The organism is Methylicorpusculum oleiharenae, assembly GCF_009828925.2.
GTDB lineage: Bacteria > Pseudomonadota > Gammaproteobacteria > Methylococcales > Methylomonadaceae > Methylicorpusculum > Methylicorpusculum oleiharenae.
This window is the reverse complement of the sequence record NZ_WUTY02000001.1, coordinates 1341633-1353772: the sequence shown is the minus strand read 5'-3', so window position 1 is coordinate 1353772 and position 12140 is coordinate 1341633. Positions and strand designations below refer to the sequence as shown.

15 protein-coding genes are annotated in these 12140 nt (G+C 46.4%); 10 read left to right on the top strand and 5 right to left on the bottom strand.

Annotation, left to right across the window (positions count from 1 at the left end; all coding sequences use genetic code 11):
• Positions 1-314 precede the first annotated feature (314 nt).
• The 3 genes from GO003_RS06280 to GO003_RS06270 all read left to right on the top strand — a co-directional run bounded on the left by GO003_RS06280 (position 315) and on the right by GO003_RS06270 (position 3225).
• Positions 315-1721, top strand: coding sequence for a hypothetical protein (locus GO003_RS06280; RefSeq protein ID WP_159655506.1), 1407 nt, complete (start codon positions 315-317; stop codon positions 1719-1721).
• A 328-nt stretch (positions 1722-2049) separates the two neighbouring features.
• Complete coding sequence (locus tag GO003_RS06275; RefSeq protein WP_159655508.1) at positions 2050-2586, top strand: copper resistance protein NlpE; 537 nt, start codon at positions 2050-2052, stop codon at positions 2584-2586.
• A gap of 159 nt (positions 2587-2745) precedes the next feature.
• Positions 2746-3225, top strand: coding sequence for a nuclear transport factor 2 family protein (locus GO003_RS06270; RefSeq protein WP_159655510.1), 480 nt, complete (start codon positions 2746-2748; stop codon positions 3223-3225).
• A 248-nt stretch (positions 3226-3473) separates the two neighbouring features.
• Here GO003_RS06270 and GO003_RS06265 read toward each other — a convergent pair whose 3' ends face one another.
• Entirely contained in the window at positions 3474-3953 is a 480-nt protein-coding gene (locus GO003_RS06265) for an FKBP-type peptidyl-prolyl cis-trans isomerase (RefSeq protein ID WP_159655512.1), read from the bottom strand.
• 95 nt (positions 3954-4048) lie between these two features.
• Between GO003_RS06265 and greB the strand changes: the two genes are divergently transcribed.
• Positions 4049-4546, top strand: a complete 498-nt coding sequence (greB, locus tag GO003_RS06260) for a transcription elongation factor GreB (RefSeq protein ID WP_159655514.1) — start codon at positions 4049-4051, stop codon at positions 4544-4546.
• A gap of 15 nt (positions 4547-4561) precedes the next feature.
• On the opposite strand, the gene GO003_RS06255 is transcribed toward greB, so the two are convergent.
• The 3 genes from GO003_RS06255 to groES form a co-directional block, all read right to left on the bottom strand.
• A complete protein-coding gene (locus tag GO003_RS06255) occupies positions 4562-5329 on the bottom strand; it encodes a methyltransferase domain-containing protein (protein ID WP_159655516.1) in 768 nt (255 codons plus the stop codon).
• A 98-nt stretch (positions 5330-5427) separates the two neighbouring features.
• The gene (groL, locus tag GO003_RS06250) at positions 5428-7086 is read right to left on the bottom strand and encodes a chaperonin GroEL (RefSeq protein ID WP_159655518.1); all 1659 of its coding nucleotides are present in this window, start codon (positions 7084-7086) and stop codon (positions 5428-5430) included.
• A 56-nt stretch (positions 7087-7142) separates the two neighbouring features.
• Positions 7143-7430: a co-chaperone GroES gene (gene groES / locus GO003_RS06245; protein ID WP_159655520.1), complete on the bottom strand. Its 288-nt coding sequence runs from the start codon at positions 7428-7430 to the stop codon at positions 7143-7145.
• A 144-nt stretch (positions 7431-7574) separates the two neighbouring features.
• Between groES and GO003_RS06240 the strand changes: the two genes are divergently transcribed.
• Positions 7575-8315: a HesA/MoeB/ThiF family protein gene (locus GO003_RS06240; RefSeq protein ID WP_159655522.1), complete on the top strand. Its 741-nt coding sequence runs from the start codon at positions 7575-7577 to the stop codon at positions 8313-8315.
• A 74-nt stretch (positions 8316-8389) separates the two neighbouring features.
• Here GO003_RS06240 and GO003_RS06235 read toward each other — a convergent pair whose 3' ends face one another.
• The gene (locus GO003_RS06235; RefSeq protein WP_159655524.1) at positions 8390-8599 is read right to left on the bottom strand and encodes a hypothetical protein; all 210 of its coding nucleotides are present in this window, start codon (positions 8597-8599) and stop codon (positions 8390-8392) included.
• A gap of 286 nt (positions 8600-8885) precedes the next feature.
• On the opposite strand from GO003_RS06235, the gene pqqA reads away from it, so the two are divergent.
• The 5 genes from pqqA (at position 8886) to pqqE (ending at position 12114) form a co-directional block, all read left to right on the top strand.
• On the top strand, positions 8886-8960 hold the full coding sequence (gene pqqA / locus GO003_RS06230; RefSeq protein WP_006892363.1) for a pyrroloquinoline quinone precursor peptide PqqA: 75 nt from the start codon (positions 8886-8888) through the stop codon (positions 8958-8960).
• 109 nt (positions 8961-9069) lie between these two features.
• Positions 9070-9984 (top strand): pyrroloquinoline quinone biosynthesis protein PqqB, encoded by a 915-nt coding sequence (gene pqqB / locus GO003_RS06225; RefSeq protein WP_159655526.1) that lies wholly within the window; start codon positions 9070-9072, stop codon positions 9982-9984.
• A gap of 21 nt (positions 9985-10005) precedes the next feature.
• On the top strand, positions 10006-10740 hold the full coding sequence (pqqC, locus tag GO003_RS06220; RefSeq protein WP_159655528.1) for a pyrroloquinoline-quinone synthase PqqC: 735 nt from the start codon (positions 10006-10008) through the stop codon (positions 10738-10740).
• Positions 10737-11009, top strand: coding sequence for a pyrroloquinoline quinone biosynthesis peptide chaperone PqqD (gene pqqD, locus GO003_RS06215; protein ID WP_159655530.1), 273 nt, complete (start codon positions 10737-10739; stop codon positions 11007-11009). The genes pqqC and pqqD overlap by 4 nt, the downstream gene beginning before the upstream one ends.
• Positions 10987-12114, top strand: coding sequence for a pyrroloquinoline quinone biosynthesis protein PqqE (gene pqqE, locus GO003_RS06210; protein WP_159655532.1), 1128 nt, complete (start codon positions 10987-10989; stop codon positions 12112-12114). Before pqqD ends, pqqE begins: the two co-directional genes overlap by 23 nt.
• The last annotated feature ends 26 nt before the right edge of the window (positions 12115-12140 follow it).

Sequence of the window (12140 nt, the reverse complement as noted above, 5' to 3'; positions counted from 1 at the left end):
GTTTGGAAAAAATCAGATCTGATAAATTTTGATAAATTAACCCGTAATTTCTAAAAGCAATGTCTACTTCAACTTTTTTTGAGTGGGATGAGTGCTTTTAGATATCATTGCGGTGCTTAAGTTAAATCAATCTTATTGGGCAGACCAAAATTAGAGATTCCATGATTTCGGCACCGCCTGTACAGTCAAAACCTACGGCCTAGAATGATGTTAAACTGCTTTTCGATGCTTCCCAAACCCTGAATGGGATAGACATTTACCAGCAGAAGGCAATGTGGCTATTTATCAGAAATCACTTTGGGAGTTGATTCTTCATGCGCGGCGAGCTTAAGCCTTACTGTCCCAATAACCCTCAATGGGCATCTAAAGTCATTCTGCTTCTGGCGCTAACATTAAGTGCTAGCGGTTGCAATTTAATCAGAAGCACACTGGAATTGCCGGAAAAAGGCCTCTTCTCCCTATTTGCTATTAATCAGGGAAATGACGCACCCGATCCTGTTGAACTGCAATCCGAGTTACTCCGCTTTGCAGATAATGCCATAGAAGCGCTTAATAACGCTGCGCGTAATCTTCAGCGGGAAGACGATTCGGCGCCTAAAAAACTCAACCAGCTTAAACGACGCATCGCTATTACCACCGATTTATTAGCCATCGCCACAGGGGCCAACAGTTATGCCAATCTCCTCGACATGGTCATCTTTGCCAGCTTAAACCGGATGAATTTTGAAGACTTCTGGGCGCCCAAGTTCTCCGACGAATCAGCTGAACCTTATCGACACGCATCCGAGCAGGTGGAGAAAGAAATTTGGCGCATTGCCGAGACGGCGCTGAAAAAAGAACAGGTCACTGAACTGCGTGCCGCCATTCTTGACTGGCACAAGCAACACCCAGATGCTCGCTCCCCCAGAGATCTAGGTTCGCTGGGCTTCGCGTCCGAAATTTCGCAAATGAACCGCGGCCCCAAGGCAGGCATTACCAGCAGTGTGTTCAACCTGCTCTCCATTGACCCATTGGCAGGTCTGGACCCCGCTACTCGAGAACTGGCTAGCTCTCGCCTATTCGCAGAGAGAGGCCTGTTTCTGGCCAGACATATGCCGACGTTGATCCGCTGGGAAACCGAATTACTGATCATCCAAACGGTGGAAATGCCTCAGATGGAAAAACTGCTGACCAGTACGGCTCAAGCGGCCGAATCGGCAGACCGGTTAAGTCAAACAGCAGAAAGCCTGCCCGGCCTCATCAGCAATGAACGTCAGCAGATCGTTCAAGCGTTGAACGAACAACAACCCGGCCTCGTCAGTCTCGCCGCACAGACCGAAAGCGCTCTTAGTGCAGGCAAACAGATGTCCGATGCGTCAAAAGCAGCCCTGGAGTCTTTTCAAGGTGTCGTACAGCAACTCCAATCCCGCCCATCAAACCCGGACGCAGAGCCCTTTCGCATCAACGAATACACGGCAGCCGCTGCCCAGATCAACGCTACTGCACTTGATTTGGTGAAATTGCTGCAAACCGTTGATCAAACCCTGGCTACCGGTAAATTTGACGAACTCTCGGCTCGAGTAGACTCGCTAACCCGCCAAACTCAGGCTAGCGGCAAAGAGTTAGTGGATTATACATTCAAGCAGATCTTGTTCCTGGGTTTGATACTGATGGGTTCCGCTTGTGGAATGGTTCTGGCTTCAGCATTGGTTTTTTGGCGATTGAAAAAGAAATTTGCCTGAGCTTTCGTCAAATGACGTTTAAGCAGAAACACTGTAACCTTACTTTAGCCAATTGGATCCCTGTAGATCTTTAAACAAAAAGTTCCTGACCTGACATTACCGGCATTTGCAGCCATCAAAAATTCTACCCCTCCCCTATTGAAAAATTATGATGAATTTTTGCCGCTTTAATCGATCATTTCCATAAACATAAAAAATTAATTATTCATAAAAAACAGAACTTTAGGATTTAAGACAGGTTAATTCAGGTCTTCTTTTTTGGCAAATCGAATATATCTGGTAAATTCGCGAATACAACAACCCAATTTTTATTTTCCGGAAACTCATCATGCTAGCAATAAAAAAACAATTAAAACAGAATCTGGCTTTGTTTCTATTTAGCAGTCTGCTCCCTGCTATTCCTGCATTTGCGGCGACCGACCTCGAAGCTCAAGAAAGTTTCCTCAGAATGCGAGCGAAGAGCCAACAGACTGAAGCAGGCCATGCAGGACATGAAACCCCTATTGATAAAAGCATGGACTTTCATGGCGTTTTCTACGGATTTCTTCCTTGTAAAGATTGCCCGGGAATAAAAGCGACGCTATCTTTAAAACAAAAAAACAATTATCTGCTGGTGACTCAGCCTGCAAGAGAGTCCTCAAGGGAGTTTTATGAAAAAGGGAAATACACCTGGGATGAAGAGAGTCATACCGTTGTTTTAACACCCAAAAAAGGCGGGCAAAGCACGCGGCATTATCGAATTGAAAATGAAGGCACGCTCATTCAGATTAATGAAGACGGATCAATGATATCGAATGATGATGAGGACAGCTACGTTTTGAAACGAAGTGATATGGTTAAGTCACGAGAAGTGCATTTTCACTGACAGGAACGGAAGTTACAAACTGAGGCTCATTTTTTGTCCATCCACTTTGAAGATGGACAAAAAATCAATCCGTTGCCTTGGTTATAACATTTACGCTGCTCAAGAAAACCTATAAATGTTCATATCCTTAAACTCAACAAGATTAACAGGGAGTTTTCAATGAACACGACGCTTGAATCACGACCTCCGTTTCCGCCCTTCACACGCGAAACTGCAGTTGAGAAGGTCCGCATGGCTGAAGACGGTTGGAATAATCGCACTCCTGAAAAAGTTGCTTTAGCCTATACGACCGACAGCCAATGGCGAAATCGGGCTGAATTTCCCGTGGGGCGGGAACAAATCATCGACTTCCTGAAACGCAAATGGGCCACCGAATACGAATACCGGTTAATCAAAGAACTGTGGGCTTTTGAGGGTAACCGTATCGCCGTCCGGTTTGCATACGAATGGCGCAATGAAAATAATGAATGGTTTCGGTCTTACGGCAACGAGAACTGGGAATTTGATGAATACGGCTTAATGCGTCAGCGTTATGCGAGTATCAACGACCTACCTATCAAAGAGTCGGACCGCAAATTTCATTGGCCTCAAGGCCGTCGCCCTGAGAATCATCCAGGATTGAGCGATCTTGGACTCTAAAAACCTGTTTCATACAATTTACCGTTCAACTTTTAAAAGCAGCAATTACCGGTTTGATGATAAAAAGGGTAGGTTTAAGCTTTTCGCAGCCCAACAGCAAGCGGATGATCAATCGTCGGGTTGGCTATCGCCGCCAACCGCAACTTACGTTCAGGTCTGACCGATCATTCTTATTGCTAACGTGTTTGAATGTTCATTTGGCGTTGCCGCCCTAAAATCAGCGGGTGATTTTAGGGCAATAGCGGTTATTAATGACTGCATCCGGCACCATGCACGTGGCCGTGAGCCAATTCGTCCATTGTCGCTTCTCTAATATCAGTTATTTCCACGTCGAAAAATAATTTCATACCGGCCAGTGGATGATTGCCATCGATGGTAACATCATCACCTTCGACATTAATGACCGTCACGACACCGGGTCCTGAACTGACATCGGCATGGAACTGCATCCCGACTTCTATCACATCGATTCCTTCAAACATCTGACGCGGAATCACTTGAACCATGTCTTCATCGTAATCACCGTAAGCTTCTGATGGCTCTATTTCGACATTTAACTTATCGCCAACGGCTTTACCAAGCAGGGCTTGTTCCAGTCCGGGAATGATACTGCCCTGTCCATGCAGATAAACCAGCGCATCGCTGCCAATTGAACTATCCAGCGTTTCACCGGCGTCATTGGTCAATGTGTAATGAATAGAAACAGCCATATTTTCAGCTACTTGCATGAGGGGAACCTACTGTTGATAATTTAAGAAACGGCTATGATATAAAATAAAGCTTCTGTTGTCTGAAAATATTAAAAACCGGAATATAAAATCGCATGAGCCGCTGGAAACCACCCCAAGCCAAATCATCCCCGTATATCACCCAAGCCGGTTATCAAGTGCTGGAAAATGAATTACGGGGCTTATGGGACAAACGCAAGGACGTCACCGCCGCTCTGTCCGCCGCTGCCGCAGAAGGTGACCGATCGGAAAATGCCGAATATATTTATCGCAAAAAAGAATTACGCGGTATAGACCGGCGCATTCATTACTTGCAAAAGCGTTTGCCCTCGCTTACCGTCGTCACCCAAGCCCCTTCAGATCAGGATAAGATTTTTTTCGGGGCCTGGGTGACACTGGAAAATGAATCCGGTGAGCCGGTCACTTATCGAATCGTGGGGGCGGATGAACTTAACCCTGCGAAGAACTATATCAGTCTGGATTCTCCTCTCGCCAAGGTGTTGCTGAAAAAAACCTATGACGATGAAGTGACGATTGTTATCGAACAAAAACCGGTTCGGTATACGGTGCTCGATATTGCTTATAGTCAGTAAACCGGAACTGCTTGCTTACGCTCGCTGGACAACCAGATGCACATAGCGTCCCATGTCGCGGAATGTGGGTAGCCGGCAATAACGGCTTTCCAGCTCAAACAGTTCGTCAGCGTTGCTCTGCGCCAAGGTCTCGTGATTCAGATAATCATGAAAAACGCGTAACCCGGTATGAGTGATGATCTTAAAATGATTGTTTTCAAGGAACTCTATAACAGCATGCGGGTATTGCGGGTTGGGCGGGGTCATTTTGGAGCCTTTCCCCAGATAACTGTCGTCCAATACGTTTTTCCAGCGCCAGCCGCCTTTTAAAACGTTGCCGAAAACCATGGCATTCCGATTGTAAAACAACAAGGACAGGTGCCCGCCCGGTTTCACCTGCTCAATAACTGTTTGCAAGGTCGGCATAGGATTAGCAAGCCATTCGAGAACCGCATGAAACAAGATCAAATCATACTGTGGAAGCTTTAAAGCTAGATTTTGAGCTGAATCCAGATAAAACTCGGCGGTCACCTCTTCATTGATAAAAGCTTCTCTGGCGCGTTCAAGCATTTTTTCCGACAGATCGCAAAGCGTCAGATGATGCCCTCTTTTCGCCAACCAGAGACTGATTTGGGCAAAACCACACCCAGCATCCCATACCGTCAGTGCATCAGCGGCATCGTAAAAAGGCGTCAGATCTTCTTTTAATAGTTTCAGCCGCCATTCCCCTTTCGCGGTTTGGTAAATTTTGCGGTCGAATTTATCGATGAGCTGATCGAAATTCCGATCGTTAGCTTGAGTCATCTGTCATCGCGCGTGTTAAATAAAAATTATGCTCATAAAAAAGCCCCGGCTGAATCCAGCCGGGGCTTTGGTCAAGCGTAAAGAGCTTGGGTCAGCAATTACATCATGCCGCCCATGCCACCCATTCCGCCCATACCACCCATGCCGCCCATATCAGGACCGCCATGAGCTTTGTCGTCGCTTGGAGCGTCAGCGACCATAACTTCAGTTGTGATCATTAAACCAGCAACTGATGCTGCGTTTTGCAGAGCAAAACGAGTTACTTTTGCAGGATCCAGGATACCCATTTCGATCATATCGCCATAGACGCCTGTTGCGGCATTGTAACCGAAGTTACCAGTACCTTTAGCCACTTCATTCAGGACAACTGAAGATTCGTCTCCAGCATTTTTGACGATTTGACGCAATGGCTCTTCCATAGCACGACGCAGGATGTTGATACCCACATCTTGATCGTGATTGATACCTTTCAAGCCATCCAACGCTTTTAAAGCACGAATCAGAGCTGTTCCGCCGCCTGCGACTACGCCTTCCTCAACCGCTGCACGGGTTGAGTGTAATGCGTCTTCAACGCGAGCTTTTTTCTCTTTCATTTCAACTTCAGTCGCTGCGCCAACCTTGATTACCGCAACACCGCCAGCCAGTTTAGCCAGACGCTCTTGCAGTTTTTCCTTGTCATAATCAGATGTTGCGTCTTCAGCTTGTTTGCGAATTTGCGCAACACGGCTTTTGATGCTTTCTTCAGTACCTGCGCCATCGATAATAGTGGTGTTTTCTTTGGTAACTTGTACTTTTTTCGCAGTTCCCAATAACTCCAATCCGGCTTTTTCAAGGCTCAGGCCGACTTCTTCAGAAATTACAGTACCACCGGTCAATATAGCAACATCTTCCAACATGGCTTTACGACGGTCACCGAATCCTGGCGCTTTAACCGCAGCCACTTTTACGATACCGCGCAAGTTGTTGACAACCAGCGTAGCTAAAGCTTCGCCTTCAACATCTTCAGCAACAATCAATAGTGGACGGCCTGATTTGGCAACGCCTTCCAATATCGGTAATAAATCACGGATGTTGGAGATTTTTTTGTCGTACAGCAGGATAAAGGGGCTTTCCAGCTCAGAACTCATGCTGTCTTGATTGTTGATGAAGTAAGGCGACAGATAACCACGGTCAAACTGCATACCTTCAACAACGTCCAATTGGTTTTCTAAACCTGAACCTTCTTCAACAGTGATAACGCCTTCTTTACCGACTTTTTCCATCGCTTCTGCGATGATTTGACCGACTGACTCATCAGAGTTAGCAGAGATCGTGCCTACTTGAGCAATCGCTTTGCTGTCTGTACACGGTGTTGCAGCCGCTTCGATAGACTTGACGGCTACTTCAACCGCTTTATCAATACCGCGTTTTAAATCCATAGGATTCATGCCGGCAGCAACTGCTTTCAGGCCTTCGTTTAAAATTGATTGGGCTAAAACCGTTGCAGTTGTTGTTCCATCACCAGCAACATCGGAAGTTTTAGACGCCACTTCCTTAACCATTTGGGCGCCCATGTTTTCGAATTTGTCTTTTAATTCTATTTCTTTTGCGACCGATACACCGTCTTTAGTAATCGTAGGTGCGCCGTAGCTTTTATCTAAAACCGCATTACGGCCTTTAGGACCTAAAGTTACTTTTACTGCGTTTGCAAGAATGTTAACGCCTTGCACCATTAATGTACGCGCATCACTGCCGAATTTTACGTCTTTTGCTGCCATCTTAATTCCTAATCTATTGAATGTTATATGTTTATGATAAATCCAGTGTGTTGGACTTAACCCAAAATACCCATGATGTCGTCTTCGCGCATGATGATCAGTTCTTCGCCATCAACTTTGACTTCATTACCGGAATATTTACCAAACAACACCTTATCGCCAACCTTAACTTCCAAAGCGCGAACGGTACCGTTATCCAGCGCTTTACCTTGGCCTACGGCTAACACTTCGCCTTGGCTTGGTTTTTCAGCGGCTGAACCGGGCAGAACTATGCCGCCAGCGGTTGTCGTTTCCTCTTCAACACGTTTAACAACTACTCTGTCGTGTAAAGGACGTATTTTCATCAATATCTCCTGAAAAAATTAAAACAAAGGTAAAAAAAGGATTATTAGCACTCGCTATTAATGAGTGCTAATAATAATCAGGTTTTGCAGTCTGTCAAGTTCTTTGGCATCATAACTTTTAAAATTACATCAACTAAACAACTTATGAATGACGATCAACTCCTGCGCTTCAGCAGACAAATCATGCTGCCGCAAGTCGATGTCGAGGGCCAGCAGAAACTCCTGGCCGCTCATGTTCTGATCATCGGAGCTGGCGGACTAGGCTCACCGGCATCCATGTATCTCACCGCTGCCGGAGTAGGGAAAATCACCCTTTACGACAACGACATCGTCGATCTGTCAAACTTGCAAAGACAGATTGCCCATCACACGGCCGATATTGGGGCTAACAAGGCATTTTCAACCCTAAGCACGCTAAAAAACTTAAATCCTGGAACAGAAGTCAGCGCATTCAGTCAACGTCTTGAAGGGCAAGAATTAATGGACGCCGTCTGTAACGCGGATATTGTTTTGGACTGCAGCGATAATTTCACTACCCGGTTTGCAATAAACCGCGCCTGTGTCATGCAGCAAAAGCCGCTGGTATCAGGGGCAGCCATTCGCTTTGAAGGACAGATTTCCACGTTCACACCCGGCAGGGATAACAGCCCGTGCTATAACTGCTTATATTCGGATACCGGTGAAGAATTACAAAACTGTGCAACAAATGGGGTTATCGCGCCCATCACGGGGATTATCGGAAGCTTGCAAGCTTTGGAAGCAATCAAGTTAATAGCCGGCATCGGCAAAACGTTGACCGGCCGTTTACTGTTGATTGACGGTTTGACGATGGAATGGACTGAGATGAAATTGAGAAAAAATCCCAATTGCCCAACCTGCAGTTGAGGACACTGGGTTGGCTGAAATCATTCATGCAGGCTAACCGGACTGCATGAATGATTAACTGAATGAAAGATTGCTTATTTTTTATTTTTTTGTAAAAAACCTTTAAACATTTCGATGGCCTTTTCAGCCAAATCATTAACTTTGGAAGGGCTGTCGCCATGCGGCTCGGTCTCACCAAAAGGTTTACCATTATTGATGGTGAACTTATATATAAAGTAACCTAATGGTGCAAACGCAAAAGCAGCGACAACAAACATCACAATGAATAGCCAAGTAACACCCATATTTCCTCCTCAAGGATTTCTTTTTTAATTATTTTTAATATATGGTGAGGTTTGATAATAACCCTATAAGCCTTGACATTACAAATAATTGCATTCCCCTTAACAAAATCAGCCCGTTCTCTGTACAGCAATCACCTATAAATCAGTGTATTAAACTGGGCTCAAACTCTTTAAGATCCTTCCGCGGCAATAGTTGCGCAACCTAAAAGTTCGTCGTATACTCTTTTGAGCTTACTTGATCAAGCTAGCATAAGAACTATCAATAATACTTCTGGAGGTATTCATCATGAAATGGGAAACACCAAGCTACACTGACCTGCGTTTTGGTTTCGAAGTCACCATGTATATTTACAACCGTTAATTTTTTACCGGTAACGCAAAAAAGGGGTTCGAAAGGACCCCTTTTTTTTGCCTGATTTTTCTCAATACCGTATCATTGCGGCACTTTCTTACGCTATTTTTCGACTACCATGAAAATCAGAGTCTTAGGATCGGGAGCCGGTGGCGGTTTCCCTCAATGGAACTGTAACTGCGACAATTGCAGACGCTTGCGGCATCAACAAATGAACGGTAAAGCCCGAACTCAATCCTCTATTGCGGTGAGTACCGATAACAAAAACTGGCTGCTGTTCAATACCTCGCCCGATATCAGAGCCCAGCTGGAAGCCTTTCCAGCCATTCAACCCAAAGAAGGCATTCGCGATACCGGCATCAAAGCGGTTTTGCTTATCGACAGCCAAATTGATCACACGACCGGCATGCTGATGCTGCGCGAAGGCAAAGAACCACTCAATGTGTATTGCAGCGAAATGGTCAAACAGGATCTGACTACCGGTTTCCCCGTATTCAAGATGCTGGAACATTACTGCACGGTAAAACATCATCCGGTCCCCCTGGATGGCAGCAGTTTTACGGTAGAAGCAATTGATGACATCCGCCTCTACACCCATTCGCTCAAAAGTAAAGCGCCGCCTTATTCACCGCACCGTCATGACCCGCATGAAGGCGATAATATCGGCGTCATCATCGAACAAATATCCACAGGAAAACGCGTTTATTACGCGCCCGGCCTAGGCGAAATAGAGCCTCATGTTCTCAGCGCCATGCAAAACGTTGACTGCTTGCTGGTCGATGGTACTTTCTGGACGGAAGATGAAATGATAGCCTGCGGCGCAAGCAGCAAAAAAGCTCAGGAGATGGGACATCTGGCCCAATCAGGCCCCGGCGGCATGATTGAAGTCCTCAACGCCATTCCTGATACCCGAAAAATACTGATCCACATCAACAATACCAATCCCATTCTGGATGAGGATTCCGATGCATTCAAAATATTGAACCAAAACGGAATCGAGGTCTCCTATGATGGCCTGGAAATTGAACTTTAAAAAATTGCAGACGGGAAGACAATGACAGCTAGTGATAATACGCCTTGGAACCGGGAAGAATTTGAAGCGAAATTGCGTGGAATGGAAAAGTATTACCATATCCATCACCCCTATCACACGCTAATGAATGAGGGAAAGCTGACCAAGGAACAAATTCAAGGCTGGGTTGCCAACCGTTTCTATTATCAGGTCAGCATCCCGATTAAAGACGCCAACATTCTGGCCAATTGCCCGGACCGTAAAACCCGCGCCATCTGGATACAGCGTATCCTGGACCATGACGGACATCCCAACGATCCGGGCGGCATTGAAGCATGGATACGGTTAGGTATTTCTGTCGGCCTGACGCGTGATGAAATCACTTCGCTTAAATACGTTTTGCCGGGCGTTCGTTTTGCCGTCGATGCCTATGTCAATTTCGCCCGTCGTGCGGATTGGCATGAGGCCGCCAGCTCTTCGTTAACTGAGTTATTTGCACCCAAAATACACCAGCAGCGACTGGATAACTGGCCAACGCATTACCCCTGGGTTGAAAAAGAAGGCTACACCTATTTTCGTAAACGTCTGACCGAAGCGCGCCGCGATGTAGAACACGGATTGGAAATCACTCTGGAATGGTACAAAACCCGTGAACAGCAGGAGCGCATGATCGAGATTCTGCAATTTAAACTCAATGTTCTGTGGACCATGGCCGATGCCATGTACCTGGCTTACGTGAACGAAATGCCGCCTTATTTCAATATCGAAAAACAATGACTATTCAACCCGACAAGATCATCAGCTTCTCACCCACCCATCGGTTGCAATGGGAAGAAGCGCAGCAAAAAAACGTCATTTTGTACCCTGAAGGCATGGTTGAACTGAACACCAGCTCAGCGGAAATTTTAAAACTGTGTGACGGCACCCGTACCCTGGATCAAGTGATCAACGAACTTGAACAAAAATTTGAAACCACGGGCCTGAGCAACGACATCAACGCTTTTCTGGAAGTAGCACTGCACAATGGCTGGATTCGACAAGACTAATATCACACCGCCGCGTTGGTTACTGGCAGAGCTGACTTATGCCTGCCCGTTGCAATGCCCTTATTGCTCGAACCCTCTGGATTATGCCAAATATCCATCAGAGTTAAGCACCGAGGACTGGATGCGCGTGCTGACACAAGCCCGAAAAATGGGCGCCGTTCAGCTTGGTTTTTCCGGCGGCGAGCCGCTTACCCGCAAAGATCTGACAGAACTGGTCAGACACGCCCGCCAACTCGGTTACTACAGCAACCTGATTACATCCGGCTACGGCTTGACTGAAGAAAAAATCGTACAGCTCAAAGAGGCGGGGCTGGACCATATTCAAGTCAGCATTCAAGCGAGCACCCAGGAATTAAACGACCATATTGCCGGAACGGCCTCTTACCTCCATAAAAAAGAAGTCGCCCATCTGGTCAAAAAACACGGCTATCCCATGGTGTTATGCGTGGTGATACACCGTGAAAATATTCATCAAATGCAAGACATTCTGGAAATGGCGGAAGAACTGGGCGCCGACTATCTGGAACTGGCCAATACTCAATATTACGGCTGGGCCCATGCCAACCGTGACTTATTATTGCCAACCCGGGAGCAATTTGAAGAGGCGGAACGGATTGCCCAGGCTTATAAAGAAAAAGTCGCCGGTAAAATGAAAATTTACTATGTCGTGCCGGATTATTACGAAGACCGCCCGAAAGCCTGCATGAACGGCTGGGGAACGACCTTTTTGACCATTGCTCCGGACGGCGTAGCGTTGCCCTGCCACTCGGCCCGCGAACTACCCGGACTGGATTGTCCCAATGTCAAAGATTTCTGCATCGAAGAAATCTGGCACGACTCCAAAGCGTTCAACTTTTTCCGCGGTCAGGAGTGGATGAAAGAACCTTGCCGCAGCTGCGACGAAAAACACAAAGACTTCGGCGGCTGCCGCTGCCAAGCTTATCTACTGACCGGCGACATGTACAACACCGACCCGGTTTGCAGCAAATCACCCAATCATCAGGTTATAGATGCCGCCATTGCCTCGGCTGCAGCCGTCGCATTGGCACCCGATGAAAAGCCCTTACTCTTCCGTAACAGCAAAAACTCACGGGAATTCATGTAAAAGTGAGCCTCTAATTTATTGCATCC

Bases quoted from the DNA above. Each gene is read 5' to 3' on its own strand.
- pqqC (WP_159655528.1), top strand. From the start codon at position 10,006: ATGACAGCTAGTGATAATACGCCTTGGAACCGGGAAGAATTTGAAGCG.
- GO003_RS06255 (WP_159655516.1), bottom strand. From the start codon at position 5,329: ATGACTCAAGCTAACGATCGGAATTTCGATCAGCTCATCGATAAATTC.
- groES (WP_159655520.1), bottom strand. From the start codon at position 7,430: ATGAAAATACGTCCTTTACACGACAGAGTAGTTGTTAAACGTGTTGAA.
- GO003_RS06275 (WP_159655508.1), top strand. From the start codon at position 2,050: ATGCTAGCAATAAAAAAACAATTAAAACAGAATCTGGCTTTGTTTCTA.
- pqqD (WP_159655530.1), top strand. From the start codon at position 10,737: ATGACTATTCAACCCGACAAGATCATCAGCTTCTCACCCACCCATCGG.
- GO003_RS06270 (WP_159655510.1), top strand. From the start codon at position 2,746: ATGAACACGACGCTTGAATCACGACCTCCGTTTCCGCCCTTCACACGC.
- groL (WP_159655518.1), bottom strand. From the start codon at position 7,086: ATGGCAGCAAAAGACGTAAAATTCGGCAGTGATGCGCGTACATTAATG.
- GO003_RS06240 (WP_159655522.1), top strand. From the start codon at position 7,575: ATGAATGACGATCAACTCCTGCGCTTCAGCAGACAAATCATGCTGCCG.
- pqqE (WP_159655532.1), top strand. From the start codon at position 10,987: ATGGCTGGATTCGACAAGACTAATATCACACCGCCGCGTTGGTTACTG.
- greB (WP_159655514.1), top strand. From the start codon at position 4,049: ATGAGCCGCTGGAAACCACCCCAAGCCAAATCATCCCCGTATATCACC.
- GO003_RS06235 (WP_159655524.1), bottom strand. From the start codon at position 8,599: ATGGGTGTTACTTGGCTATTCATTGTGATGTTTGTTGTCGCTGCTTTT.
- pqqB (WP_159655526.1), top strand. From the start codon at position 9,070: ATGAAAATCAGAGTCTTAGGATCGGGAGCCGGTGGCGGTTTCCCTCAA.
- GO003_RS06265 (WP_159655512.1), bottom strand. From the start codon at position 3,953: ATGCAAGTAGCTGAAAATATGGCTGTTTCTATTCATTACACATTGACC.
- GO003_RS06280 (WP_159655506.1), top strand. From the start codon at position 315: ATGCGCGGCGAGCTTAAGCCTTACTGTCCCAATAACCCTCAATGGGCA.